Origin of the sequence: Sorangium sp. So ce295 (assembly GCF_051527405.1) — a bacterium.
Classification (GTDB): Bacteria; Myxococcota_A; Polyangia; order Polyangiales; family Polyangiaceae; genus Sorangium; species Sorangium cellulosum_B.
The window spans coordinates 1,082,851-1,108,685 of record NZ_CP150324.1; the positions used below are offsets into that span (position 1 = coordinate 1,082,851).

General features: G+C 68.5%; 19 protein-coding genes. 10 read left to right on the top strand and 9 right to left on the bottom strand.

All coding sequences use genetic code 11. The features are described 5' to 3' along the window. Positions 1 to 96: 96 nt before the first annotated feature. Positions 97 to 1,311, bottom strand: coding sequence for a hypothetical protein (locus tag WMF11_RS04100; protein WP_437976491.1), 1,215 nt, complete (start codon positions 1,309 to 1,311; stop codon positions 97 to 99). Between the two features lie 339 nt (positions 1,312 to 1,650). On the opposite strand from WMF11_RS04100, the gene WMF11_RS04105 reads away from it, so the two are divergent. Both WMF11_RS04105 and WMF11_RS04110 read left to right on the top strand, forming a co-directional pair. Then, complete coding sequence (locus tag WMF11_RS04105; protein WP_437976492.1) at positions 1,651 to 2,016, top strand: ATP-binding protein; 366 nt, start codon at positions 1,651 to 1,653, stop codon at positions 2,014 to 2,016. A 171-nt stretch (positions 2,017 to 2,187) separates the two neighbouring features. Then, complete coding sequence (locus WMF11_RS04110) at positions 2,188 to 6,648, top strand: phosphorylase family protein (RefSeq protein WP_437976493.1); 4,461 nt, start codon at positions 2,188 to 2,190, stop codon at positions 6,646 to 6,648. Positions 6,649 to 6,770: 122 nt separating this feature from the next. On the opposite strand, the gene WMF11_RS04115 is transcribed toward WMF11_RS04110, so the two are convergent. Then, complete coding sequence (locus WMF11_RS04115) at positions 6,771 to 6,929, bottom strand: hypothetical protein (protein WP_437976494.1); 159 nt, start codon at positions 6,927 to 6,929, stop codon at positions 6,771 to 6,773. 1,252 nt (positions 6,930 to 8,181) lie between these two features. Here WMF11_RS04115 and WMF11_RS04120 point away from each other — a divergent pair. Next, positions 8,182 to 9,126 carry a hypothetical protein gene (locus WMF11_RS04120; protein WP_437976495.1) on the top strand — a complete coding sequence of 315 codons (945 nt, stop codon included), beginning with the start codon at positions 8,182 to 8,184 and terminating at the stop codon, positions 9,124 to 9,126. A 449-nt stretch (positions 9,127 to 9,575) separates the two neighbouring features. Here WMF11_RS04120 and WMF11_RS04125 read toward each other — a convergent pair whose 3' ends face one another. Further along, on the bottom strand, positions 9,576 to 9,743 hold the full coding sequence (locus tag WMF11_RS04125; protein ID WP_437976496.1) for a hypothetical protein: 168 nt from the start codon (positions 9,741 to 9,743) through the stop codon (positions 9,576 to 9,578). 185 nt (positions 9,744 to 9,928) lie between these two features. Then, positions 9,929 to 11,131, bottom strand: a complete 1,203-nt coding sequence (locus WMF11_RS04130) for a hypothetical protein (RefSeq protein WP_437976497.1) — start codon at positions 11,129 to 11,131, stop codon at positions 9,929 to 9,931. A gap of 1,082 nt (positions 11,132 to 12,213) precedes the next feature. Here WMF11_RS04130 and WMF11_RS04135 point away from each other — a divergent pair. Both WMF11_RS04135 and WMF11_RS04140 read left to right on the top strand, forming a co-directional pair. Then, positions 12,214 to 13,710 carry an RICIN domain-containing protein gene (locus WMF11_RS04135; protein WP_437976498.1) on the top strand — a complete coding sequence of 499 codons (1,497 nt, stop codon included), beginning with the start codon at positions 12,214 to 12,216 and terminating at the stop codon, positions 13,708 to 13,710. Positions 13,711 to 14,115: 405 nt separating this feature from the next. Next, positions 14,116 to 15,573 (top strand): RICIN domain-containing protein, encoded by a 1,458-nt coding sequence (locus tag WMF11_RS04140; RefSeq protein ID WP_437976499.1) that lies wholly within the window; start codon positions 14,116 to 14,118, stop codon positions 15,571 to 15,573. A 101-nt stretch (positions 15,574 to 15,674) separates the two neighbouring features. On the opposite strand, the gene WMF11_RS04145 is transcribed toward WMF11_RS04140, so the two are convergent. After that, a complete protein-coding gene (locus WMF11_RS04145; protein WP_437976500.1) occupies positions 15,675 to 16,454 on the bottom strand; it encodes an NAD(P)H-dependent oxidoreductase in 780 nt (259 codons plus the stop codon). A gap of 145 nt (positions 16,455 to 16,599) precedes the next feature. On the opposite strand from WMF11_RS04145, the gene WMF11_RS04150 reads away from it, so the two are divergent. Further along, entirely contained in the window at positions 16,600 to 17,505 is a 906-nt protein-coding gene (locus WMF11_RS04150) for a LysR family transcriptional regulator (RefSeq protein ID WP_437976501.1), read from the top strand. Between the two features lie 129 nt (positions 17,506 to 17,634). Then, on the top strand, positions 17,635 to 18,993 hold the full coding sequence (locus WMF11_RS04155) for an FAD-binding oxidoreductase (protein ID WP_437976502.1): 1,359 nt from the start codon (positions 17,635 to 17,637) through the stop codon (positions 18,991 to 18,993). 57 nt (positions 18,994 to 19,050) lie between these two features. On the opposite strand, the gene WMF11_RS04160 is transcribed toward WMF11_RS04155, so the two are convergent. Continuing rightward, positions 19,051 to 19,644 carry a hypothetical protein gene (locus WMF11_RS04160; RefSeq protein ID WP_437549606.1) on the bottom strand — a complete coding sequence of 198 codons (594 nt, stop codon included), beginning with the start codon at positions 19,642 to 19,644 and terminating at the stop codon, positions 19,051 to 19,053. 650 nt (positions 19,645 to 20,294) lie between these two features. Between WMF11_RS04160 and WMF11_RS04165 the strand changes: the two genes are divergently transcribed. From WMF11_RS04165 to WMF11_RS04175, 3 genes are all read left to right on the top strand, one after another. Then, positions 20,295 to 21,227, top strand: a complete 933-nt coding sequence (locus WMF11_RS04165) for an ABC transporter ATP-binding protein (protein WP_437976503.1) — start codon at positions 20,295 to 20,297, stop codon at positions 21,225 to 21,227. Then, positions 21,224 to 22,063, top strand: a complete 840-nt coding sequence (locus WMF11_RS04170; protein ID WP_437976504.1) for a hypothetical protein — start codon at positions 21,224 to 21,226, stop codon at positions 22,061 to 22,063. The genes WMF11_RS04165 and WMF11_RS04170 overlap by 4 nt, the downstream gene beginning before the upstream one ends. A gap of 89 nt (positions 22,064 to 22,152) precedes the next feature. After that, a complete protein-coding gene (locus WMF11_RS04175) occupies positions 22,153 to 23,274 on the top strand; it encodes a hypothetical protein (protein ID WP_437976505.1) in 1,122 nt (373 codons plus the stop codon). Positions 23,275 to 23,351: 77 nt separating this feature from the next. Here the strand turns inward: WMF11_RS04175 and WMF11_RS04180 are convergent, their stop codons facing one another. From WMF11_RS04180 to WMF11_RS04190, 3 genes are all read right to left on the bottom strand, one after another. Beyond that, entirely contained in the window at positions 23,352 to 23,738 is a 387-nt protein-coding gene (locus WMF11_RS04180; RefSeq protein ID WP_437297839.1) for a VOC family protein, read from the bottom strand. A gap of 53 nt (positions 23,739 to 23,791) precedes the next feature. Then, on the bottom strand, positions 23,792 to 24,235 hold the full coding sequence (locus tag WMF11_RS04185; protein WP_012233393.1) for a helix-turn-helix transcriptional regulator: 444 nt from the start codon (positions 24,233 to 24,235) through the stop codon (positions 23,792 to 23,794). Between the two features lie 69 nt (positions 24,236 to 24,304). Next, positions 24,305 to 25,822 carry a M20/M25/M40 family metallo-hydrolase gene (locus tag WMF11_RS04190; protein ID WP_437976506.1) on the bottom strand — a complete coding sequence of 506 codons (1,518 nt, stop codon included), beginning with the start codon at positions 25,820 to 25,822 and terminating at the stop codon, positions 24,305 to 24,307. Between the last annotated feature and the right edge of the window lie 13 nt (positions 25,823 to 25,835).

Consider the following 25,835-nt stretch of genomic DNA (forward strand, 5'->3'; position numbering starts at 1 on the left):
TCGGTCGAATCCTTCTCGGGCAGCGCCGGGGGTGGGAAGTCAACATGCCTCGGAGACGTCAAGCCTCGACGGCGGCACCTGCGGGCTCGGCGCAGCTCAGCGCTTGCCCTTGGCGCCGCCTGACTTCGCCGCGCCGCCGCTGCTCCCATGCGCGTTCGCCTTGCCGCCGCCGCCATGGTCCTTGTCGTGGATCATGACCTTGGTGTTGCCGCCGCCATGGCCCTTGTCGTGGATCATGACCTTGGTGTTACCGCCGCCATGGTCCTTGTCGTGGATCATGATCTTGGTGCCGCCGCCGCCATGATCCTTGTCATGGATCATGACCTTGACCTTGTCGCCGCCGCCATGGTCCTTGTCGTGGACCATGATCTTGACCTTGTCGCCGCCGCGATCATGATCGTGAACCTTCACATCCACGTCTGCGCGCGCGCCCGCGTGCACGTCGACGTCAGGCCCATCGACGAAGGTCTTCACGAGGATGTTGACCCGCGGCGCCCGCGCGGCCGTCGCGATCACGCGCACGCCGGGCCGGTAGCCCCAGAGCGCCACGCGCGTCGTGCCGTGGAATCCGAGCGCGACCGTCAGTCGGAACGGGTTCACCACCGCCGCGAGCTTGCCCACGAAATAGAACCCGGCAGAAGCCGGCGCGAGGACGAGCACCTCGGGTCGCTCGGCCACGAGACCCAGCTTGAGCGTTCGTCCCTCGATGGCGACCGGCTTGAGGTGGGCATCGAGCACATAGACGCGCACCTCTCCCGTGGCCTCGTTGGCGACCATCTCGAGCCGGTCGTCGCCGACCACCTGGACGGAGCCGCCGTGGGGGCCCACCGTGACCTCGGACACCTTGCTCTCCGCGCTCACCCTGGCGCTCGCCACGAGCTCCGCCGTGCCGCCCGCGGGCACGTGCAGCACGCCGCTCCACGGCCTGCCCGAGATCGTGAGCGTGTAGCCGATCTCCGTCAGGTCCGCCTCGAGCTTCGGCCCCGCCGCGACAAGGAGCCCCGTCCTCGCGTCGATCGCGAGCGGGATCGTCCGCGCCTCTCCGGACGGCAGCTTCCAGACGAGCGTGCCGCCCACGTCCTCCTTGATGCGCATGCCGGAGCTGCCGGTGATCGCGGCCTTCACCTGGCCGTCGCCGTCGATGCGCCAGGCGACATTCCCCTCGTCGTGCTCCTCGACCAGGGCCGCGGCGCCGAGCTCTTCGCTCAGGGCCATCTCCGCGCTGGCCGTCGCGGTGGCCTCGCCGCAGGCGGGCAAAAGCAGGAGCGCGAGGGGGAGATACACCAGCGCGGTATGAGCCATACGGATCATCGGTTCCTCCGTTGCCATCCTGTGCCGCGCCGGCCAGCGCCGGCTCGGTCGTGGCATCCTCTCGACTTCCTGCAGCAGTGCGCCCGAGGGGGCGCCGCGGCTCATCAATCTCGTGGTGGGGAGGTGCGAGACACACCTTCGGTGTATGTCGCTCAGCGTCTCAAGGAGGCGTTCCTGAGCCAGGCGCCGGGGCGGAGTACGTCCGGCCGTCCGGCGGCGCTGACGCGGCCGCGCCGCGCCCTCCTGGGCGAACCAGGGGGTCGAGCCTCAAGCAGAAGCCTTCGAAATCGTTGAAGTTATCCCGAGCACTCCTCCGTGCCAGGGAAGTCCTTGGGCGATGTGGTACTAGTCCGCGCGGCCTGCTCCCTCGGCGTGATCGAGAACGCGCTCGACGTGAGCCACCACGGCAGTGCCTTGGCGGTCGGGGCTCGTCCGCTCCCGCGCGGGGACGTCCACGGCGTGGAGATCGCCGTGCGCGACGCTGGCTGCGGCATCCGCGCTGAGGACCTGGGCCGCATCTTCGAGCCGTTCTTCACGACCATGCCGCCCGGACAAGGGACGGGGCTCGGGCTGTCGTTGATGCACCGGTTCATCGAGGAGCACCACAGCAGCTCCGTATCGAGAGCGAGCCGGGCGAGGGCACCACGCTGCACCTTTGGCTTCCTGCGGTGCGGGCCGAGGAGGCGGGGTGAGTGCGAGTCGTGACGGCCGAGCCGGGCGCGCGGCAGGCGCGGCAGGAGCGGTCCGGCGCTGGCTCCTGTGCTGCAGCACGGCCCGCCGCTGGGCGTGGCGCCGACGGGCACGGGCTTGCAGGGACCCGGACAGCAACGTAGCCTCTGCCCCTCACAGCGCCCTGGTTCTGGAGCTCATCTTCCCATGGGAAGCGCACGTCGGCGGTACGATTGGAAGCGGTTCTGGTGTCCGCGCGACGGACGGAGTGCGCTGGATCGAGAGGGGTATCTCCTCGATCCCGAGGGCGACCATGGCTGGTACGGGGAGCCCTGCGTGGTGGCGTTCGAGGCCATCGCATCCAGGCCTTGCCTGCTCCTCCTAGGCGAGCCGGGCATCGGCAAGTCGGAAGCGATGGACAGGCAGCGAAAGGTCGCCGAAAAGCAGATCCTGCGGGGAGAAAAGCTTCTGAGCATCGACTTCCGCGTGGATCGCGATCTGAAGGGCGATCTTTTGGAGGATCCGAAGTTCAAGGGGTGGATCGATGGCGAGCACACGCTCCACCTCTTCCTCGACAGCCTCGACGAGTCTCCCGAGACCGGCGCGGCGTCGCAGATCCTTGGCAAGCTCCGCCGGGGCCCCATCGAGAAGCTCCGGCTGCGCATCGCTTGCCGCACCGCTCAGGTGCCGCTCCTCCTGGAGCAGGAGCTCCACGAGCTGTGGGGTCAGGATAGTGACGGCAAGAGCCTCGTCGAGACCTACGAGCTCGCGCCGCTGCGCAAGCAGGACGTGGAGCTTGCGGCATGCGACGAGGGAATCGATGCCGGCGCGTTTCTCTCGGAGGTCGCGCGCCGCGGCGCCGTCGCCCTGGCCATCAAGCCCGTCACCTTGAGCTTCCTTTTGCGCCGCTTCCGCGCCCGGGGCGAGCTGCCGAGGACCCGCTGGGAAATCTACGAGGAGGGGTGTCGCCTGCTCTGCGAGGAGGGGAGCTTGAGCCGGCGCGACCACGGCGAGACCGGACGGCTGGACGTGCGCCAGCGAATGATTGTCGCTGCGCGTGTCGCTGCGGTTTGCGTGCTCGGGAGCCGGTCCATGGTTCACCTCGGCCCGGATCCCGGCGACCTCCCCGAAGACGCGCTGCTCGCGGAGGCGCTGAAAGGGCGCAGCGAGCGAGTCGGGGACGAAACGCTTGAGGTCGATGCGAAGGCGGTGCAGGAGACGCTGACCATGACGGGGCTCTTCACCGACCGAGGGCGGGGCGGGCTGCTCGGCTGGGCGCACCAGACATACGCGGAGTTCCTGGCGGCGTACTTCCTGCGCGAACGGGGGTTCCGGCTCGAGGGCCTGGAGCGGATCCTGTTCCCTCCCGGGGAACGCGTTCAGATCGTCCCGGCGCTGCGCGAGGTCGCTGCCTGGATGGCGAGCGCCGACCTGAAGGTGTTCAGGAAGCTCATGGAGGACGACCCGCGGACGCTCTTGCAGAGCGATGTCGCCATGGTGGGTGATGCGGAGCGCGAGAAGCTCGTCGGCGTGCTGCTCCAGCGCTTCGCAGATTTGCAGCTGAGCGACATCGACGTCGGGGGCAACGCGGCCTACCGCAAGCTGGCGCACTCCGGGCTGGTGGCGCAGCTCGAGCCCTGGATCCGGGGCCGAGATCGCTACCGCAACGCCCGGCGGGCCGCGTTCTACATCGCCGATGCGTGCGAGATACAACGACCTCTCCAAGACGCGATGGCGGACGTTGCGCTCGACCCGGCGGACAACGTGGACCTCCGGACCCGCGCTGCGCGGGCCGTCGTGAAGGCCGGGGACGAGGCCACGAAGCTTCGCCTCCGGCCGTTGGCCTACGGGCAGGCTGGAGAGGACCCGCACGACGAGCTCAAGGGATATACCCTCATCGCGCTCTGGCCGAGGCAGATGCCAGCACGCGAACTCTTCAGTTGCCTGACGCACCCGAAGGACGAGAGCTACTTCGGCACGTACCGGGCCTTCATCGAACGGGAGCTGGACAAGGGACTCGCCGACGCGGACCTCATCGAGGCCCTCGCTTGGGTTGAGCGGCAGCTTCGCGCGTACGGCACGACAGACCGGTTCGCGAAGCTCATCGACCGGCTCATCCGCAGGGCGTGGGAGCGCATGGATGATCCGGCCATCCTCGAGGCGCTCGTCCACCTGGCCCATATCAAGTTCAGCCGGCACGAACACCTGTTCGACGACCCTGCACGCCGTGAACAGGCAAGAGGCCGCCCGATCGGCGACGACAGGGAGCGGCAGCGATTCATCGAGGCGTATCTGCGATCGACAGAACGGCGCGCCGAGCCCGACCGGCTCTACTGGACCTTTGAAGCGCAAAACCTCCTCTCTCCGGGCGACTTGCCATGGCTGCTGGACCGTTTCGAGACCACGCACGAACCGGCGCTGCGGCAACGCTGGACCAGCCTCGTGGACGCCGCTGTTCAGCACGAGCGATTCACCTTCGACTCCGTGAACCCCGTGCTCGAAGCGGCAGCTCGACATCCCGAGCTCCGTGATGCACTCCGTTGGATGATGGATCCCGTCGAGCTGGGCTCTCCGCTCGCAGCGCAGCAGAAGAAGCAATGGCAAGAGCTGCGCAAGCACATGGCAGAGCTCGAGCGCGAGAGGCAGACGCGTCTCGTCGAGCCGGCCCCTGCGGAGCGTGTCCTGCGGTACCTCGAGCGCGTCGAGCAGGGAGACCTGGATGCCTTCTATCAGATGCAGCGAGAAATGTCGCTGCCCCCGACGAGCACAGATTACTCGGACCACGGCCAGCCGAGCTTGACGAGCTTTCCTGGCTGGAAGGACGCCGCCGCCCCCACCCGCCGCCGCATCCTGCTAGTCGCCAGGCGGTACGTCATGGAGTGCGACGCGGATCCAGAAAGGTGGCTTGGACGCGGATCGTCCCACGCTCGGGCCATCTCGGGTTACCGGGCGCTATTGCTCCTGAAGCGCCTCGATCCGGCAGCAATCGATGCGCTCCCGGCGAGCGCGTGGCAGCGGTGGGCCCCCGCCATCCTAGCTTACCACAGCGCGTTCTCCGACGACCGGGCCGACGAAGAGGCGCACCGCGAGCTCGTGCGACTCGCATATCGCTTTGCCCCCGAAGAAGCCCTGTGGGCCCTCGGGATCCTCCTCGAGAAGGAGAACCGACGGCACCAGGCCATCCATCTCCTCCCGGAGCTGACCCTTTGCTGGGACGACCGGCTCAGTGCGCTCCTCTTGCTCAAGGCGCAGGACCCGTCGCTCGCTCCCGCCGCTGTCGGCTCGCTGCTCGACGAACTCCTCGACCGCGGCGTCGCGGGAGCGCGGGCGTACGCGGCGTCTCTCCTGTCCCTGCCGCTCCCCACGCGACGGGACGCCAGGAGGCGCGCGCGGGCCGCGGCCCAGGCCCTCTTCGCGCACACGGCGGACGCAGGCTGGCCTGTCCTCAAGCGAGTGTTCTGGGCCGTTCCCGAGTTTGGACAGGAGGTCGTGCTCGGAGCCTTGCCGGACATGTCGCGAGGGCAGCGGTCGCGCTGGCAGCACCTCTCCGAGGATGAGGAGGCAGACCTGTTCCTGTGGATGGAGGAGCGGTTTCCGCGCGCCAAGGACCGCGACGTCTCCACCGGGACGCTACAAACGATCGAGCCGCGCGACGAGGCCGCCGAGCTGCGCGACAAGCTGCTCCGGCATCTGTCCGAGCGAGGCACCCGCGCCGCGGTCGACGCCATCCTGCGCATCGAGCAGGCGCACCGGGGCAAGGACTGGATCAGCCTCGCGCGCATCCACGCCCAGGAGAACGCGCTCCAGGGAACGCGCACGCTCCTCTCACCGAAGCAGGTGATCGCTCTCCATCCCCGCGCAGCGGGCCACGCGGCGCCCGCGGACTGGCGCGCCGACGACGGCCGGCTCGTCGGCCGTTGCGACGTCCTGCTGATGACGGTGACCCAGGTGGAGACCCAGGCGGTACTTGGCAGGGCCGCAATGATCGCACCCCGCGCCCACGAGTCGGTCCGTGGCGCGCTCAAGATCTACCACGACCTCGGGGAGATCGGAGGCGCCCGCGTGTTCGCCGTGCAATCGGAGATGGGCGCCAAGACGCAGGGCGGCTCGATCTCGACCACCTTGCGCGCGATCTGGGAACTGAAGCCGAGCCTGGTGTTGATGGTCGGGATCGCGTTCGGCATGGCCCCGGACAGGCAGCCGATCGGAAAGATCCTCGTGTCGGCGCAGCTCCAGGATTACGAGCTCGCGCGGTACGGCACGGACACTACCACCGGCGAACTGACCGTTGTCCCCCGGGGGGACAGGATCACCGCCCCTGCGCGCACGCTGAACCAGGTCAAGACTGCAATGACCACGTGGGACGACGGGGAATACGGCGGCGTCGATTGCTGCCTGATGCTCTCCGGGGACAAGCTTGTCGACAACACCAGTTTTCGTGACCAGCTCCTGAAGCTCTTCCCTGAGGCAAGGGGAGGAGAGATGGAGGGGGCAGGCGTCGCCGCCATGGCGCACGAAGCCAAGGTCGACTGGCTCGTCGTGAAGGCCGTCTGCGACTGGGCGGACGGCCAGAAGTATCAACAGAAGGAGCAGCGGCAGGCCCTTGCGGCGCAGCGGGTAGCCGCGTTCGTGTTCCACGCGCTCGAGCGCGGCGTCTTCGCTCCGTGAGCCCCAGCGGCGTGGGTCCGTCGCAGCGGTGCGAGCGTGGCACACTGGTGCTCGGGAAGTGCCCCGCTGCAGCCCGCGTCTCCGCGTGGACTTGGCGGTGAACGGGGACCCGCCTTAGCGTGTCAGGGCACCTTCCCGCTGGCTGCCCCCAGCGGGACGGGCCTTGTCAGGCGGCGGAGCTCGTCGCACGCCTCCGGCAGGTAATGGCACACGCCCGTGAAGAGCTTCACGTCCTTCTGCGGCCCGCGGCCGGTGGGGCCTAGGCACCCACGTACACCCACGGCCGAACGGCTTACCCGCCACTCGCCCGCAAGTACGGCCGGCCGCACGCCCCTCCCCATGCCGGTGCACCGAAAGCAGGCTCTTGGGACTGGCCGGATCTCAGCCGGCCTCGCGGAGACGGAGTTCCACGGCGGACACTTGCCTCGCGGCGACCGAGCCCCTACGACTCTGCGTGCCAAGATCCGGCTACAGCGACCGAGCCAGCGGGCACTAGAAATAAGTTGCTACTGTTCCACCGTCAGCGGTGCCCTTGAGCGCGGCAGCCAGGCGCCTGCGAACTCGATGGATCCGGCCGAAGGCGGTCCTGATCCGGAACCCCGAGGCTCCGGGCGATCTCGCTGACCTGCTCGCCCTTGCCCACGAGGAGCAGCACCTTCCGCTCCCGGGGCTCCACCAGCCAGAGCAGTTCCAGGAGGGAGCGCGCCGCGGTTTCTCAGCAGGGCGCCCCTACTGCCTGGGCGCGATCTGCTATAATCGCGTCCCCTGAACGGGCGGACCATGCGAACCAAGTTCTTCGGCCTCCTAGCGACGCTGAGTGCGGCGATCTCCTGCGGCGGCGACTCGGCTACTACTAGCAGTACGACATCCACCGGCACCCGTGACGACACGAGCAGCGCGAGTTCCGGCGGTCCCATGGCCTGCGTGCCCGGCCAGCAAGTCGAATGTGCTTGCATCGGCGGCGCCAAGGGCGCCCAGATATGCCTTCCCGACGGCTCCGGCTTCGAAGATTGCCAGGGCTGCGCATCAGGTACTGGTGGTGCAGGCGGCACGGGTGGTTCCGCGAGCACTACAGGTGCCTCTGGCGCAGGCACAGGTGGCGCCGGAGGCGCTTTCTGCCCATGTTCCCCCGGCACTGAATTGGCATGTAACACCGCCTGTGGAACCGTCGGCAAGGTCATCTGTACTGCTGACTGCCAGATCCCGAACAACTGCATTCCGCCAACCGAAACGTGCAACGGCCAAGACGACGATTGTAGGAGCGGTGCAGATGACATCTTCGAGTGCGTCCAGGGAGCGAGCATTCCCTGCTTGACGGCCTGCGGCACCATCGGAACGCACACCTGCGCTGAGGCATGCACGCTCCCCATAGCATGTAATCCTCCAGCTGAAACTTGTGATGCGATCGATGAAGACTGCAGCGGAGTCGCAGACGACGGGCTCCCGCTCTTTGGCGAACCTTTCCCAATCGGAGGTACCGACGCGCGTCGACCGAAGGCAGCATATTCCGGCTCGGTCTATGGAGTTTCCTACTTGGATCTCATCCCGAACTCCTGGAAGGTGAAGCTTCAGCGTTTCGACAGCGCTGGCAAGCTCCTTGGGCCGGCCATCGAGGTGGACGGCGCCACGGCTGGCGTTGCGAATATCGTCTGGAATGGGTCGGCCTTCGGAATCGCATGGGCTGAGACCTACACCGGGAGCGGCGTCTACTTTCGCGCTTATTCGGAAAATGGTCTGGCACTATCGCCAATAGTCAAGATCGCCTCCTCGAATTCGCAGTCCGGAGTGGCCATGGCAGCCTCCGGCACAGATTTTCTCATTGCCTTCGACCACTACACTGGTCTTGTCAGCTCATCCTTCAAGGTGGTCAAAGTCAACGCAAGCGGCCAAACCCTGGCCACGCACGATTTAACGCCGCCGTCGGCGCGTGTCGTGCTTACCCGGCTCGTCCCGTCTGGCGCTGCGTTTAGGCTATTTTGGAGTGACAACCGATCAGGAAGTTACGCTGTCTTTACACGCAACCTTGACGTGAACGGTATGGCCACAGGACCAGAAATTCCGATCACAGACGGGACCCGCGATGCCGAGGCTTCGTCCGCTACCAAGGTTCCGCAGGGGTATGTCGTCGGCTACAGCAGCTTCGAAGCATCAGGCGAGTCGTTCCTGATCACCACCGATGCGACAGGCATTCCGACCGGAGAACCGGTCAATATTGGGTCTTCTGGACAATTCCCCGAAGTCCACTGGAACGGCACATCCCTCGCGGTGCTGAACGGTGACACGTTTCGCCTCTTCGACGCACAGCTGAAGCTCGTGGCGGGACCTTTCATTTTCTACTCTCCGGCCACCAATAATCATCGTTATTCGAACCTGCTTTGGGCTAACGGGCGTTACTTCGCGATGGCTGGCACGGACGGTGGCCCTTCCGATCCACCTGTGGCGCGCCTTTTTGGGCCGCTTGGATGCAATGCTCCCTGAGCGTGCCGTGGAAACCCGCAAGCGGTGAAGCGGTGAAGTGAACGCGGTGCCGTCGACGCATGGGTAAGTTGTTGATAGGCCGTCATTTTCCAGGAGAGAGGTGGATCGCGTCAGGTTTCTTCTCTCACCTGAGAGCTCCGGATGGCGGTCTACCGCAAACGACGGCAGCGCTTGAGCACGCGCGCGTGGTGCTCGCGGTCCAGGCGGAGCCGCGAGAACGCGGTTTCGATGGGTAGCTTCAGGATCCGGGCGACCTACGAGACCTGCTCGCCCTCGCCGACTGGGAGTAGGACGATGCGCTCCTGGGCCTGAGCAGCCGGAGCTGGGTCAGGAGGTCGCGCGCATAGACGGGCCCGTGGGGCGACAACGCCTGCTACTTGGCGACGCCGTGCGGGTCCGCCGGTGCAGGTCCGCGAAGGCCACTTCCCGGCGGCGATAGGGCCTGCGTGCTACCGGCGCGAGCGCGCTCGCCCATCCAGTACCGCCGGCAGCGCAAGCAGACGGCCTATCGCCTCGTGAACGACCCCGGCCGCCTTCTCGTCCCCGAGGGCGACGGCGCGGATGAGCGTTTTGGCGAGCGACGCGACGACGGCGGCCCGATGCGGCGGATCGACCATCGCGAATGCCTCGTGCCCGGGCCTTGCCGGTTGGACCCGGGATGGGCCCATGCGCTCCGAAGGGCTGCGATCCGTCGTCACGCCTCCTCGACATCCCGGCCGAACCCACGGCTCGCGACGGTTCGCCATCGCAAATTCGTCCTTGGGCCTCGTCCCGCCGGGTCACCGCCCCGGCGCCGCCGGCCTCAGGGGCGAGCTGCGGGTCGGGATCCCGAGCTGGAGGTGATGAGCGCCGCCTCCCCATCAGGGGCGGCGCCCCCGCCCGTGAACGGCGCCGTGCAGAACAGCGCCTCGACATTCGCCTTCTGGCAGTGGCCATAGGCGCTGGGGGTGCGGTCGCAGCTGAGGGATCGGCACTCCGCAACGTCGAAGCAGATGGCGCCTTCGGACTTGCTGCCGTGCGCGACGTCGTTCAGGCCGTCGTGACAGACGCCCTGGTCGCAGTAACCGCTATAGGTGTCGATGCTGACCAGGCCGTCGAACGTGTCGGTGTTCTCGCTGGAGCAGTCCTTGTGGCTACGGCAGGCGGTGCAGGTGGCGGCCAGGCTGGCCTGCGAGGTGATCTTCATGAGGCCGCTGGCGCAGTCGCCAGGGTCCAGGGCCAGCTCGCCGTTCTTGTGGAGGAACTGGCATGTGTACTCCTCGGGATAGTCCCCGCCGGCGAAGTAGGCGCGCAGGGCGACCGTGGTCGGTATGCAGCGGAGCCCGGGCGCGCACAGGTCCGTGTTGCTGTCGCAGGGGCTCCCCTCGGCTGGCAAGGGCGGAGCGGGGCGGCAACGGCGGTCGTCCGTCTCGCTGGTGCAGGCCAGCCCGGCGGCGCAGAGCAGGTCGGGGCAGAGCTCACCCTCGGCGGGCAGCACCAGGCACGTCCCGGCGGTCGACTCGGAGCTGGCCGGTTGGCAGATGGTCCCCTTGCAGGGGTTCCCGCCCAGCGCGGCGGCGCCGGCCAGGTCGCAGGCGCTGCCCGGTTCCAGGGCCGGCTTCAGCAGGGCGGTGATGTCCAGGCCGCCGTCGGGCTCGCGGCAGCCGTCGCCGGACCGGCGCAGGCGGGCGATGAGGTCGCCGCCGGCCTGTTCGTCGTAGATGAACTGGGGGTTGCCGAGGGCGGGCAGCATCGTCGCCTCGCACACGGCGGTCTCGCCGGCGGCGCAGGCGGCGTCGTCGGCGTACTTGCCGGTCGTCTGGGTGCAGCAGCCCTGCACCCCGGCGCAGCGGGCGGCGGACCATTCGACGCAGAACGCGGTCAGGGGCACGGGATCGGCGGGCGCCGGCGCGTCGTCGCCCGAGTCGCCGCCCGACGAGCAACCGGTCAGCGTCAGGACGGCGGCGAGGGCCAGGGCGGTGCGTCGCAGCGACGGGGCGGTAGAGCGGAAGCAAGTCGATGTCATGGGCGCGACTTCTATCATGGCAGGCTCGGTGAAATTATGAATGCTCACAGCAGCGCATCACGTCAGCCGAGCGTCAGGCGGGTCGATCGACGTTGACACCGGACATGTGAACGCTCACACTGTCGGCCGGTCGTCTTGCTTTTGCTTCGCTCCGGATGGGCCCTCATGCGCATCCAGGAGACGGTCATGAAGTAGCGCTCGGTCATGTCGCTCGCGGCTGGGATCGCGGTCCTGGCCAGTGGGGATCGTGGCTGCAGCAACGATCCCAGCGGAGGGAACCTCGGAAGCGACCCGACGCATCCCGCCCAGCAGCAGGCCTCTCGGGGGGATGCACCATGAACATTCTGGTCGTGTTGCACGGCAACGCCGGCTGCTCGATCAGGGGTGGCTACTGCTCGTGCGCTCCATTGTCCTGTCGGAGCCTGCAGGCTGTGGCGTGAAGGGGGCCCGTTCGATGCATGGATAAGTTTGATACAGCATCACTTTTCCAGGAGTGAGGCGGACCGAATAAGGTTCGATATACCGATCGACGTGCAGCATGGCTGTACGACGGGACGGTCGCTGCGAGGGGCTTGATTTTCGCGTTTGGATCTCCTGGTCCCCGGCATCTCATCCATTCTCACTCCAGCTTTTCGAGCGCGCTCGCATGCCGAGCGCGGCCGGCGAGGTCCGCTGGTCGCGGGCGATTTTCGACGAGATTTGCGCGAGATTCGCGCGCCTGGCGCGCCGGGCGATCGCGCCCGTGAAGGACTCGACCCCATGTCGGCGTCACGTCACCATCGTGACTCCGTATCTGAGCTTGTCGCACCTTCATGAGGATCAGGCCTGCTCGCGATGCACAATCGGCTTGACGCGCCTGCCAGCCCGGAACAATAGATTCCCTCTTCGTGCTGCCTGGCGCGCGAGAAATGAACTTATCCACTCTGCACGCATCTTGACAGTCATCCACGGCGGCAATGGCCGGCACGGCGGCCCGCTCGGGAGCCTCGAGGGCGCGGCGAGCGACCCCGACCTGCGCAAGGGCAGCGTCGAGCCGTGAGAAGACTCCAGTTTTGCTTACTTAAGTTGACGAGGAGAACAAGATGAGATTCGGAACCAAGCAGAGCTTGCTTGCGGCGGCGACGGGCATCCTCGCCGTGTCGTGCGTCATCGGCCCCGACGGGGCGTACGACGCCGAGATCGAGGAGGCAGGCTCGCTCGAGGGCGCCATCACGATCGACACGAGCGCGGTCTACACGATCGTCGGCGTCCAGAGTGGAAAATGCGTGCAGGTGGCTGGAGGCAGCACCGCTGATGGAGCGGCCATGCAGATCGCCAGCTGCAACGGCTCGACGCGGCAACAGTTCCGCATGGAATCGGCGGGCGGCGGCTACTATCGCATCCGCAACGTCAACAGCAACCGTTGCATGGACGTCACGGGCGCCTCCACCAGCGACGGCGCCGCCATCCAGCAATACTCCTGCTGGACGGGGTCAAACCAGCAGTGGTCGTTCACGGACGTCGCCAGCGGCGTCGTGCGCCTCACCGCGCGCCACAGCGGCAAGTCGCTGGACGTCTACGGCCGCGGCACCGCGGACGGCACCGCCGTGATTCAATGGGCGTCGAACGGCGGCACCAATCAGCAATTCCGGCTCACGCCCGCGGGCTCGGGAACCGGCGGCACCGGTAGCACCAGCGGCACCGGCGGCACCGGCGGCACCGGCGGCACCGGCGGCACCGGTGGCACCGGTGGCACCGGTGGCTCCGGCGGCGGCACCGGCGGCACGTGCACCGCGTCACAGCCGACTGGTCGAAACGTGTCGGGGAGCGGCCCTCACAGGGTGGTCGTCGAGACGAATTCGGACCCGGGCATCAACCAGGGCACCATCTTTCGTCCGGCGGATCTCGGTGGAGGCGCCAGGTATCCGATCTTCGTCTGGGGGGAGGGCGCCTGCTCGCGAGACGGGCTCGCGAATCAGGCGGCCATGGCCGAGATCGCCTCGCATGGCTACTTCGTGGTGGCGGACGGGACACCGGTCAACAGCCAGCCCAACCGCGACCTCGGGAGCGGAGGCGACGTGCTGCGCGCCTATGTCGACTGGGTGATCGCCCAGAACGAGAAGCCGTGCAGCGCCTACTACCAGAAGATCGACACCACGAAGGTCGCCGCGAACGGCTTCTCCTGCGGCGGCTTGATGGCGGCGGGGACCGCTGCAGACCCTAGAATGACGACCTGGGGACACACGAGCAGCGGCTCTTTCTCGGCGAATCAGTCGTTCTACAACTCGATTCACACGCCCGTCTTGATCGTCACCGGCACCGCGGACAGCCTGGGTGCCAACAAGAACGGCGCGAGAGACTTCGAGAACATCGCCGCCTTGGGTGATATTCCGGTCATGATGTTCGCCAAGGTCGGCGCGGATCACGGGGGCGATCTGTGGGCCAGGAACGGCGGCGAGTTCACTCAGGTCAACCTGGCGTGGCTCAACTGGTGGCTCAAGGGCGACGAATCGGCTACCGGCAAGGGCGCGCTCGTCGGCCCGAGCTGCCGCTTCTGCACCGACAGGACCTGGCAGGTCTCTTCTGCCAATCTGCCCTAGAGTGACAAACGGGTTGAAACCCCGAGAAAAAACAGGAATTTCACAGGGAGGCGGGGAGGCGGGGAGCGAGAGACGCAAGAGGGAGAGATTCAGTTTTCTTTTCTTCCTCCCCGCCTCCCCGCCTCCCTGTGAAAATTCTCCGGGCTTCAACATGATTGGTGTTCTAGGCTCGCTCTCGAACCGCCTTGCTCCGAGGAGCAGGGCGGTCTGACCGACCCTGACGCACGCAGAGCGAACCTATCCACCCTGCGCGCGTCTCTACATTCTGCCGCAGCGGCAATGGCCGGCGCGGCGGCCCGCTGGGGAGCCTCGAGCGCGCGGCGAGTGACCCGGACCTGCGCAAGGGCAGCGTCGAGCCGTGAGGAGATGGCAGTTTCACTTACTTAACAGGAAGAGGAGGACAAGATGAGATTCGGAACCAAGCAGAGCTTGCTTGCGGTGGCGACAGGCATCCTCGCCGTGTCGTGCGTCATCGGCCCCGACGGGGCGTACGACGCCGAGATCGAGGAGGCAGGCTCGCTCGAGGGCGCCATCACGATCGACACGAGCGCGGTCTACACGATCGTCGGCGTCCAGAGTGGAAAATGCGTGCAGGTGGCCGGAGGCAGCACCGCTGATAAAGCGGCCATGCAGATCGCCAGCTGCAACGGCTCGACGCGGCAACAGTTCCGCATGGAATCGGCGGGCGGCGGCTACTATCGCATCCGCAACGTCAACAGCAACCGTTGCATGGACGTCACGGGCGCCTCCACCAGCGACGGCGCCGCCATCCAGCAATACTCCTGCTGGACGGGGTCAAACCAGCAATGGTCGTTCACGGACGTGGCCAGCGGCGTCGTGCGCCTCACCGCGCGCCACAGCGGCAAGTCGCTGGACGTCTACGGCCGCGGCACTGCGGACGGCACCGCCGTGATTCAATGGGCGTCGAACGGCGGCACCAATCAGCAATTCCGACTCACGCCCGTGGGCTCGGGAACCGGCGGCACCGGTAGCACCAGCGGCACCGGCGGCAGCGGTGGCTCCGGTAGCACCGGCGGCACCGGCGGCACCGGCGGCACCGGCGGCACCGGCGGCACCGGCGGCAGCGGTGGCTCCGGCGGCACGGGCGGCTCCGGTGGCGGCGGCGGCTCCGCCGGCACGCGCAGCGCCGGCTGCGGCATTCCCACCTCCTTCACCAGCGGTAACCGCACCATCAACGTCAACGGCACCACGCGCCAGTACGTGCTCGACGTTCCGGCGAACTACGACCCGAACAAGGCGTATCGGCTGGTGTTCGGCTGGCACTGGCGCGGCGGATCGGCCAACGACGTCGTGAACAACGGGTACTATGGGCTCAAGGCGCTGGCGAACGGCAGCACGATCTTCGTCTCGCCGAACGGCATCGACAACGGATGGGCCAACACGGGCGGGCGCGACATCGCCTTCGCCCGCGCCATGGTCGACTCCCTCAAAGCCAACCTGTGCGTCGACACGAGCCGTGTCTTCTCGACCGGGTGGAGCTTCGGGGGGATGATGTCGAACGCGCTCGGCTGTGATATGCCCGACGTCTTCCGAGCCATCGCGCCGATGTCCGGCGCCCTCTACAGCGGCTGCAACCAGTCCAACACCCAGCCCGTCGCCGTCTGGATGTCGCACGGCCTGTCCGACAGCGTCGTCCCCGTCTCGGCCGGAAGGGCGGCGCTCGACGTCTTCGTGCGCAAGAACGGCTGCAGCACCCAGACGAGCCCCGTAGGTTCCAACTCGTGCGTCGCCTATCAAGGGTGCCGGGACGGATACCCGGTGCATCGCTGCGAGTTCCCCGGTGACCACCAGACGCCGAGCTTCGCGAGCTCGTCCATCTGGAACTTCTTCTCGCAATTCTGACCTCGCGCCCCGCCGACGCGGCGGCTCGGGCGGCGGCTGACGCGCCCGCCCGAGCCGCCGCGTCGCCCGTCCCTCTTCACGCCACAGCCTGCGGGCGTGAGCTATGTCCGGTGCAGCCTCAAGCCCTGCTGCCCAGCGCCGCCGAGCCCCTCCCTCAGCTTCATCGACGGGATCTCGTAATCGCCGTAATTCTGCGGTCGGTAGGCGATCGGCCTGTCGACGAACAGCCGCTCGAGGCGCCGATCGAGGTCGATCGCGATCGCCTGGAATCGCTCCTCGTTCATCCGCTCGGCGCGGTAGACGACGAAGGGATCCAGCACCGAGAAGCCGGGATAGAAGAGGATGCCGTGCTGGATGGGAAACAGCAGGTCGTCCATCGGCCCGTTGATGCCGCGCTCCGAGTAGTGGTCGGCCCAGCCGCCGGCGGTGAGCGCGAGCATGGCGCGCTTGCCGGCGAACACGCCCTCTCCGTAACGATCGCCCCAGCGCCGGTCCGAGTGCTCGCCGACGCCGTAGGCGAAGCCGTGCGCGAAGACGCGCTCGACCCAGCCCTTCAGGATCGCCGGCATGGAGAACCACCAGAGCGGGAACTGGAGGATGACGGCGTCGGCCCAGAGGAGGCGCCGCTGCTCCTCGGCGACGTCCGGCGTCTGCGTGCCCTGCTCGAACGCGCGGTGGGAGGCCTCGATGACGCGCAGGGGGGCGCCCGCCGGCTCGGCCGGGAAGTCGACGCCGTCGAGCGCTGCCTTCCAGCCCTGCGCGTAGAGGTCGGAGACGAGCACCTCGTGCCCGGCGGCGGTGAGCGTCGCGACCGTCCGGTCGCGGAGCGCGCCGTTCAACGAGCGCGGCTCGGGATGCGCGTAGACGATGAGGACCTTCATGGCATGTCCTTTCCGAGGAGCATGTTCGTCTCCTCCAGCAGTGAATCAGCGGATAGGCCCGGGTGCGGCCGGGTGGATGCCCAGGAAACTAGGTCTCTCCCCGGCATCGTTGAAGTCACGGTTCTTCTGTGCTGCTATCGACCCGGTGGATAGCAGCCGCCTCGATCTGAACCTGCTCGTCGCGCTCGACGCGCTGCTCGCCGAGCGCAACGTGACGAGGGCTGCAAGGCGCCTGAACCTCAGCCAGCCGGCGCTGTCTGCGCAGCTCCAGCGGCTGCGCGAGCTCCTCGGCGACCCGCTGCTGGTCCCCGCGCAGCGCGGCATGACGCCCACGAGGCGCGCGCTGGAGCTGCAGGCGCCGCTGCACGAGGCGCTGGAGGGCGTGCGCGCCGTGGTCGCCGCCGGCGCGGGCTTCGATCCCGCGACGTCCGAGCTGACGGTCGCGATCGCCGCGTCCGACTACGTGCAATATGCGCTGTTGATGCCGCTCGCCTTCCAGCTCCGGCGCGAGGCGCCGGGCGTGCGGCTGGCGTGGCGAGCCCTCGACGTCGCCCAGCTCGCGGGCCAGGTGGAGCGCGGGGAGGTGGACCTCGCCGTGCTGACGCCCGAGCTCGCGCCCGAGCACCTGCGGACCAGGAAGGTGCTCGACGAGCGCTTCGTCGTCATCGTCCGGCGCGATCACCCGCTGGTGTCCCGCACCATCAGCCTCGACCAGCTCTGCGCGCTCGACCACGTGGTGGTGAGCCCGCGCGGCGGCGGCTTCACCGGCGCGACCGACGCCGCGCTCGCGGCGCTCGGGCGCGAGCGGCGGGTGGTCCTGTCCGTGCCCTCGTTCCTCATGGTGCCAGAGCTCGTGGCGCGCTCGGACATGGCGGCGCTCGTCCCCGAGCGCCTGGCGCGCGACCGCGCCGACCGGCTGGAGCTCCTTCCGCCCCCCGTCCCCGTGCCGGGCTTCGCCATCGTCATGGCGTGGCACCACAGGACAGCCAGGCACCCGGCGCTCACCTGGCTCCGGGACCGGGTGCGAGCGCTCGCGGGGGATGTTCGATGATGGCGTCGCTCGCCGCGGCGAGGCCGGCGAGGCGGGTCGCGGGCTGTCACCCGTTCGGCAAGCCGATGGCGGTAACGTGAAGTCGGCAGCAACGCTCCTCAGGGCGCACCTCTCGGAGTTCTACGGCATATGAACCCGCTCGATGAACTTGCACTTATCCTGGGCGACGGCCTGGTGACGGATCGGGACGTCATGGAGGGCTATCGCCGCGATCAGGCCCTGTGGGCGCCTGGCGGCTGGCCCGTCGCGGTGGTGCGGCCTGCCTCGACCGCCCAGGTGCAGGCGCTGGCGCAGTGGGCGACCCGGCACCGCACCGCGCTGGTGCCGCGCGGCGCCGGGACCGGGGTGGCCGGCGGCGCGACCGCCAGCGACGGCTGCGTGGTGCTGAGCTTCGAGCGCATGAACCGGATCCTCGCGATCGACGAGGCGGCGATGCTCGCCGTCGTCCAGCCGGGGGTGCTCAACGGCGAGCTCAAGGCCGCCGCGCACGAGCGGGGGCTGTGGTATCCGCCCGACCCGTCGAGCTACGCCGTCTCGACCCTCGGCGGCAACGTCGCCACCAACGCCGGCGGCCTGTGCTGCGTGAAATACGGTGTCACGTCCGATTACGTGCTCGGCCTCGAGGCGGTCCTCGCCGACGGGACGGCGCTCCGCACCGGCGGCCGGAGCCGCAAGGACGTCGCAGGCTACGATCTGACGCGGCTCCTGGTCGGCTCCGAGGGCACCCTCGCGCTGATCACCGAGATCACGCTGCGTCTGCGGCGGCGGCCCCCGCCGGCGACCACGCTCGTCGCGACGTTCACCTCGCTCGAGGCCTCGGGCCGGGCGGTCGCGACGATCGTCCGGTCGGTCGATGCGTCGATGCTCGAGATCATGGACCGCACGGCCCTCCGCGCCGTCGAGCGCTACCGCCCGCTCGGCCTCGACACCGAGGCTGCCGCGATGCTGATCGCGCAGAGCGACGCGCCCGGGGCCGCCGAGCTCTCCTGCATGCAGGAGGCCTGCGAGGCCGCCGGCGGGACGGTGGTCGCCACCACCGACGACGAGAGCGAAGGGCAGATGATGCTCACCGCGCGCCGCCTTGCGCTCACGGCGCTCGCGGAGCTCGGCACGGTGCTCGTCGACGACGTCGCCGTGCCGCTGCCGCAGCTGCCGGAGATGTTCCGTCGAATCGAGGCGATCGCCGCCGCGACGCAGACCACCATCGCGACGGTGGCGCACGCGGGCGACGGCAACCTTCACCCTCTTGTCGTGTTCGATGGAAAGGACGCCGCGGCCGAGGCGCGCGCGGTCGCCGCCTTCAACGAGGTGATGGCGCAGGCGCTCGAGGTCGGCGGCACGATCACCGGCGAGCACGGCGTCGGCACGCTCAAGCGTGGCTTCCTTGCCCGCCAGCTCGGCGCGGCGTCGCTCGCGCTGCACCGCCGCATCAAACACGCCTTCGACCCGGGCGGCATCCTCAACCCCGGAAAGGTGATCGACGGCTGACGTGGCGTCGTGTCCGCGCAGCGCGGCGGCGCCTCGCGCAGCGCGGCGCCGCCGCGATCAGAGCCCGGTGTAGATGGTGGCGAAGGAGGCCGCCTCGCCGCGGAGCAGCAGGCTGAGACGCGGGTTCGGCACCTTGAAGGTGTGAATCTTGGCGTTCCGCACGTCGAGCACCGCGAAGGCGCCGCCCGGCGTGCTCTCCGCGAGACCGTTCATCAGCAGGTTCAGCACGACCGAGACGCGCTTGGACGACAGCGGCTCCCCGCGGAAATACATCTTGATGACGTGGGGCGTCCCGTCGATGACGAGCCCGAGCTCCGGATTGACGTTGATCTCGAGATCGCCCAGGCGGTACGTCGACGCCGGCGGCTCGAACCACGTCATCTTCGCCGAGGCGAGGAACTTGCGATATCCATTCACCACCGACGGGTAGATGCGGCGGCGCCGCTCGTCGTGCTGCGCGGCCAGGAAGCCGTCGAGCACGCTGGTGGGCTCTCCGCTCCTGTGCATGTCGACGATCGCCTCTCGCACCTGCCTGTAAAAGTCCGTGTAGAGCTCGTCCTTCCGTTCCTTGAACTCCCTGACGCCGGTCAGCTTGGGCGTCCCGGCCTTGAGGACGAAGTCGACAAAGTACGTGAGCGAGATCTTTTCCATGAAGTCTCCTGCAAAACGAAGCATTCGGGCGCGCCACTGACACGCGTCGTACGAGAGACACGCCGTCGCGCCGCGTCCTTGGTGTCTACCATGGATAGTCATCTTCGACCCGTCGGGAAAGGGATCGGTCGGACGGACATTGTCCCAACCTGTCGAGGGCGGACGGATGCGCCGCTTGTCGAAAAATGTTTGTGATTACGATTATTTACGCGTGTGGTCGGGCGCGGTTCCCCCGGCGGCGCGGGGCCCCTCCTGGCCGCGCGAGTGGCCATGACGGGAGGAGGCGCGCGCGGCAAAGGTAATCGACAGAATCCAGCTGTTCTCCAGGGGATCTCCTGTGGAGAACCCCTGTGGAGAACTGGAGAGGTCGGGGTGTGATCGAGGCGTGGACCCGGTCGGACATGGTCTGTCATAACCACGTGCTCCTTGGCGCTTGACGCTGTCCGCGGGCGGAGGATGGGGCCGGAACGCCTCCGGAGCGTCTGGACTTCCCGCTCCCTCACGATGGGTTTTGCTCTGAACCTGTGTTTTCGAGGTCGACTCGGCGCGCGCCTGGTCGCGCCGTCGCGAGGGAAAGATTCCTGCCCCGCTCTCCCTCGCCTCGGGCATTCCGCTTGCGTGCGGCGGTCGGCCGGCCAGACTACGCCGCCGTGCTGGCCATCGAAGCGTCCTCCGTGAGGAAGGTCTACCGCGGCTTCTTCCGCCGGAGCGGCGGACAGACGGCGCTCGCGGGCCTCGACATCGCCATCCAGCGCGGCGCCGCGTTCGGGCTCATCGGCCTCAACGGCGCGGGCAAGACGACGTTCATCAAGACGCTGCTCGGCGTTGTGCGCCCCACGAGCGGCACGGTGCGCGTGCTCGGCGGCGAGCCGGAGGACCCGGGCGTGCGCGCCAGGATCGGGTACCTGCCGGAGCGGCTCTTCTTGCCCAGCGCGTTCACGCCGCGGCAGTTCCTCGCGAGCGTGGCCCGCATGAAGGGCCTCTCGCCGGGCGAGGGCGCGCTGCGCCCGCTGGTCGAGAGGGTGGGGCTCGGGGTCGACTCGGACCGCAAGATCGGCGGGTTCTCGAAGGGGATGCGGCAGCGCCTCGGGCTCGCCGCGGCCTTGCTCGGGCAGCCCGAGCTGCTCGTGCTCGACGAGCCCACCGACGGCGTCGATCCGCTCGGCCGCGCCGAGATCCGCAGGATCCTGGGCGAAGAGCGCGCGCGGGGGGCGACCTTGTTCCTGAACTCGCACCTCCTGTCGGAGACCGAGCGCATCTGCGACCGCATCGGCATCCTCGCGGGCGGGCGGCTCGTGCGCGAGGGGGCGCTCGTCGAGCTGTGCGGCAGCGAGACGGCGTACCGCGTGCGGTTCGCGGACGGCGCCGACGCGGCGAGGCTCGCCGCGCTCGGGTTCCGCGCGATCGACGGGGAGGGCGGGTGGCGCCTGGAGGCCGAGAGCCCCGCGACGCTCAACGAGGCGCTCGATCAGGCGCGGCGCGCCGGCGCCCTGCTCGTCGAGCTGTCGCGGGACCTGCGCGACCTGGAGGACGTGCTGGCGGAGGCGCTGGGCGCGGGCGGCGCCCGCGGAGGTGCGGCGTGAGGGCGGCGCTGAGCGTCGCCGGCGACCTCCTGCGCGAGGCCTCGTCGCGGCGGTGGTTCCTCGCCCTGGGGCTCGGCGTCACGATGGCGCTCGTGGTGATCGGGAGCGCGCTGCAGCTCGAGGTGGTGGACGGCGCGCTCGCGGCGACGCGGCTCTTCGGCAAGGAGCTCGGCCGCGGCGAGATCCGCTCGGTCGACGTCGCGCTCCGCTACGTCGGCCGCGCGCTGGCGTACGTGCTGTTTTACGGGGGGCTCGCGTTCGGGATCGTCTCCTGCGCCGATTTCGGCCCGAGCCTGCTGGCGCCGGGGCGCATCGAGCACCTGCTCTCGCTGCCCGTGCGGCGGTTCGAGCTCCTGCTCGGCACGTTCCTCGGCGTGCTCGCGCTCTCGCTCCTCAGCACGCTGTACGGCGCCCTCGGGATCACGGTCATCTTCGGGCTGAGGGCGGGCGTGTGGATGGCGAGCCCGATCGTGGCGGCGCTCCTCGCGAGCGTGACGTTCGCCGGCATCTACGGGGCGATGCTCACGACCGCGGTGATGGTGCGGAGCGCCGCGCTGTCCGCGGCGGTGGGGATCGCGCTGTTCATCCTCGGCATCGTCGCGGGGTACCGGGAGCAGCTCGACTCGTTCTTCGAGCCTGGCCTGGCCCGCGGGGCCTTCCGCGCGGCGACGCTCGTGCTGCCGCGGGTCTCGGCGCTCGCCGACGCGTCGGCGGACATCGCGGTGGCGACGGCGATCAAGGGGGATGTGCTCGCCAGCCAGGTGGCGGGGCTGCTCCTCTTCGGCCTGGCCGCGCTCGCGGTGGGCGTCCACGTGTTCGAAGAGAAGGATTTCTAGGGTGGAGCGGCGATGCTGGACGAGGCGGTGAGCGATCGACATCGGCAGATCCGCGGCGCCTCTGCGGGGGTGACGACCCGATGAGACCGATGAAGAAGCGGGGTGTGTGGCTCGCGGCGGCGATGGTCCTGCTCGCGCTCGCCGCGTGGCTGATGTCGCGCGGTGACAAGGAGAAGCCCACGGTCCGGCCCCGGAAGATCGAGTTTCCGCGCTATCCGAAGCCGGCGGAGATGGAGCGCGCCAGCCGCCGCCGCACCCTGCCGCCGCTGTCTGCCCCGCCACCCGGCGTCGAAGCGCCGCAATGGACGCGCGACCCGGTGCTCGCCGCCCTGCCCGTCGATCCGAAGCACTCGGCCATGGTGTTCGAGATCGAGGCGCTCAAAGAGTCGCCGATCATGCAGATCTGGCTCGATTGCATGCTGTCGCGCGGCGAGGAGCGCGCCGGCGTCGCGCGCCTGAAGGACCGATTCGGGATCGACGTGCTGGAGGACGTGGAGCGCGTCGCCTCGTCGAGCGCGGGGCTCATGGTGCTCCAGGGATCGTTCGAGGGCGCAAAGTTCGAGCGCGAGCGATGGACCACGCGGACGTACGGGGAGAAAGGCATCCTCTACGAGGAAAAGGACACGGGCAGGGTCGTCGCGACGTGGGGGCCTGACGTCCTGCTCTTGAACCCGCGCGCCGAGCCCGATCTCGTCGAGGACGCGATCGATCGACTCGAATCGACCGATCCCGCGCAGGGCTCCATCCTCCAGGAACACCAGGCCTACAGCGACGTTTATGGAGTGCTGTCGCCCGACGATCTCTCGAAGATGCTGGCGTCGGAGCAGGACGAGCTCGCCGAGCGGATCCGAGAGACCGTCCAGCGGGTGGAGATCCACGTCGACGCCTCGGAGGACGTCGCCGTCGTCGCCGAGGTCGCCGGCCCCCCTGGCCAGGAGATGGAGGACCTGTCGAAGCTGTTCGGCGCCGCGCTCTCCATGGGGCGGCTCAACGCGATGCGCGAAGACAATGACGAGCTCGCCGAGCTGCTCGACCACGCGCGGGTGGAGACGCAGGCGCGGCGCCCTCCCGGGACGATCAAGCCGGAGGAGCAGCGCTTCTCGGTCGACGTGGCGCTGCCCGTCGAGCTGCTGAAGAACCTCGGCCCGTGTCGTCGAGACCGGCGCGAGCCGGAGCGCGACATCAAGGCCGAGCCTGCGCCGACGCGGTGACGCGCGCAATGCCTCGCGAGCCGCGCGTCCCTGGATGATACCCTGTCAGGGCCGGGGATGGCCCTGGCGATGGGGTATCAGAGCGGCTGATACAGCTGGATCAGGTTCCCGCAGGTGTCCGAGAACACCGCGATCATGACCGGGCCCATCGGGGTGGGCTCCTGGGTGAACGCGACCTGGTGCTCCTTGAGGCGAGCGAACTCGGCCTTGAGGTCCGACACCTCGAACGCGGTGAGCGGGATGCCCTGCGCGAACATCGCCTGCTGGAACGTCTTGGCCGCCGGGTTGGCGTTCGGCTCCAGCACGAGCTCCACGTCGTCGGGGCCCTCCGGCGAGACCACGGTGATCCACCGGTACTCGCCGACCGGGAAATCGTTCTTCTTCTTGAAGCCGAGCACCTCCGTGTAGAACGTGAGCGCGCGTGTCTGGTCCTCGACCATGATGCTGTTGAGCTTGATCCTCATCGATCGCCTCGCTGAGCTGACGGTTCGGGCCGACTCTGCCAGGGCCGCCCGGCTCATGCTTCTCGAAAACTGCGAAACGCGCCCGGCGGCAGCCGGCCCATCAGGGTGAGACAGCCGGGGACGAGCTCCCACGGGAGCCTCCCCGGCACCTGCACCATCGCGCGCACGCGGCGCCGGTACGCCGACGGCGGCACGCCGATCCGCTGCGCGAACAGCGCGCTGAAGCTGCCGAGGCTGGAGAACCCGACCTCCATGCACACGTCGGTCACCGAGTGATGTCCAGCCGCCAGGAGCTGCTTGGCCAGATCAAGGCGCCGCCGGATGCGGTACTGGTGCGGGGTCACGCCGAACACCGCCTCGAACTGCCGGATGAAGTGGTAGGGGGAGATCGCCACCTCCCGCGCCACGTCCTCGATCGACAACCTCGACTCGCGCACCTCGGAGAGCAGGTCCCGCGCCCGGCAGAGGTTCCTCAGCGCGTCGTGTCCGAGCAGCATCGCCGGCGACCAGCATAGAGCGTGGCGGCGGCTGGCTCAAGCGACCCACCGGAGGGGCGCGCGAGGGCCTCAGAGCGCGAACAGAAAATCGACGAAGGAGCGGGTCGCGCCGTCGAGGCCGAGGTACTTCTTGCCGGCGGCGGGCTCGATGACGAAGTATTCGTCCTTGGCGTGGGCGCCAGAGCCGTGGCCGAGGCCGACGTGGCCGGCGGGGAGCTCGAGCGGCTTTCCCGTGAAGAGATAGCCGGGCCAGGAGCCGGCGAGGCGCGGCCAGATCACCGGGGCCAGGCCCGCGGCCTTGTAGACGGCGAGCTGGGTCTGGATGGGCGGCGCCTCGAGCGCGGTGTCCGTCGGGTCGTAGCTGCCCATGTTCCTGATAGCGATGTCCTTGTAGCCGCGCCTGTCGAGGTGCCTTCGCAGCTTGGCGAGCACGTCCGTCGCGGTCATGTCCGGCACCAGCCGGATATCCATCTTGGCGAAGGCGCGGTGCGGCAGTATGGTCTTGGAGCCTTCGCCGATGTAGCCGGCGTAGAGGCTGTCGATGTTCACCGACGGGCGCGAGACGTAGCGCTCGAGCATGGCGCGCTCGTCGAGGTCGTTCACCCACGTGTCGACCCCGAAGACCTTCTTCCAGTCGGCGTCGTCCCAGCGCGCCGACAGGTCGTCGAGCAGCTTCTTCTGCTGGCTCGAGACCGGGCGCACGGCGTCGGTGAGGCCGTCGATCATCGGCTCGTTGCCGTCCGCCGAGACCAGCGTGCCGAGCGCCTGCACCAGCCGCCAGGCCGGGCTGTCGACGACCACCTTCATGCTGGAGTGGATCTCCCCGCCGCGCGGGCCGCGCCCCCAGGCGTCGCCGCTCGCCTCCAGCTCGACGTAGACGATGCCCTTCGCGCCCAGGACGACGTTGACCGTGCCCGACAGCGATTGGTCCGCCGCCGGCATCATCACGCCCTGGCATTTCTCGAGCGCCTTCATCACCTCATCGTTCCGCACCACCTGCGAGAAATGCGGCGAGCCGAGCTCCTCTTCCCCCTCGGCGACCACCACCAGGTTGACCGGCAGCTGCAAGCCGGCGGCGCGCACCGCGTGCAGCGCGGCCAGGAACGCCCCCTGCGGTCCCTTCTGGTTGACCGCGCCGCGCCCCACGATGACCTTGCCGACGTCCGCCTTGTCGACAAGCCTGGCCGCGAAGGGCGGGGAGGACCACTCCTTCTCCTCCACCGGCTGGACGTCGTACATGAAGTAGAAGCCCATGGTCTGCTTCGCGCCGGCGTCGAGCGTCGCGAAGATGCCCGGATGCCCGTCGGTCTTCATCTTCTTGACCGTTCCGAAGCCGGCGTCGCGCAGGAGATCCATCGTCAGGTCGCAGCACTCGGCGATGCCTACGTCCTGCGCCGAGATCGATGGCTGCTGGATCCAGCGCTGGATGCGCTCGATCGACGGCCTCCGCTGCTCGGTGATCTTGTCGTATACCGGTGAGAGGTCGACAGCCTCGCCGCGCGCGCCCCTGGCGAGGCGGGGAAACGAGGCGAGCAGTCCGGAGGCCGCGGCGCCGGCGATGAAGGTGCGGCGATCGATGTCCAGCATGGCGCGCAGCTTA

Bases quoted from the DNA above. Each gene is read 5' to 3' on its own strand.
- WMF11_RS04190 (WP_437976506.1), bottom strand. From the start codon at position 25,822: ATGCTGGACATCGATCGCCGCACCTTCATCGCCGGCGCCGCGGCCTCC.
- WMF11_RS04175 (WP_437976505.1), top strand. From the start codon at position 22,153: ATGAAGAAGCGGGGTGTGTGGCTCGCGGCGGCGATGGTCCTGCTCGCG.
- WMF11_RS04145 (WP_437976500.1), bottom strand. From the start codon at position 16,454: ATGAAGGTCCTCATCGTCTACGCGCATCCCGAGCCGCGCTCGTTGAAC.
- WMF11_RS04140 (WP_437976499.1), top strand. From the start codon at position 14,116: ATGAGATTCGGAACCAAGCAGAGCTTGCTTGCGGTGGCGACAGGCATC.
- WMF11_RS04100 (WP_437976491.1), bottom strand. From the start codon at position 1,311: ATGATCCGTATGGCTCATACCGCGCTGGTGTATCTCCCCCTCGCGCTC.
- WMF11_RS04110 (WP_437976493.1), top strand. From the start codon at position 2,188: ATGGGAAGCGCACGTCGGCGGTACGATTGGAAGCGGTTCTGGTGTCCG.
- WMF11_RS04125 (WP_437976496.1), bottom strand. From the start codon at position 9,743: ATGGTCGATCCGCCGCATCGGGCCGCCGTCGTCGCGTCGCTCGCCAAA.
- WMF11_RS04185 (WP_012233393.1), bottom strand. From the start codon at position 24,235: ATGCTGCTCGGACACGACGCGCTGAGGAACCTCTGCCGGGCGCGGGAC.
- WMF11_RS04135 (WP_437976498.1), top strand. From the start codon at position 12,214: ATGAGATTCGGAACCAAGCAGAGCTTGCTTGCGGCGGCGACGGGCATC.
- WMF11_RS04155 (WP_437976502.1), top strand. From the start codon at position 17,635: ATGAACCCGCTCGATGAACTTGCACTTATCCTGGGCGACGGCCTGGTG.
- WMF11_RS04180 (WP_437297839.1), bottom strand. From the start codon at position 23,738: ATGAGGATCAAGCTCAACAGCATCATGGTCGAGGACCAGACACGCGCG.
- WMF11_RS04130 (WP_437976497.1), bottom strand. From the start codon at position 11,131: ATGACATCGACTTGCTTCCGCTCTACCGCCCCGTCGCTGCGACGCACC.
- WMF11_RS04160 (WP_437549606.1), bottom strand. From the start codon at position 19,644: ATGGAAAAGATCTCGCTCACGTACTTTGTCGACTTCGTCCTCAAGGCC.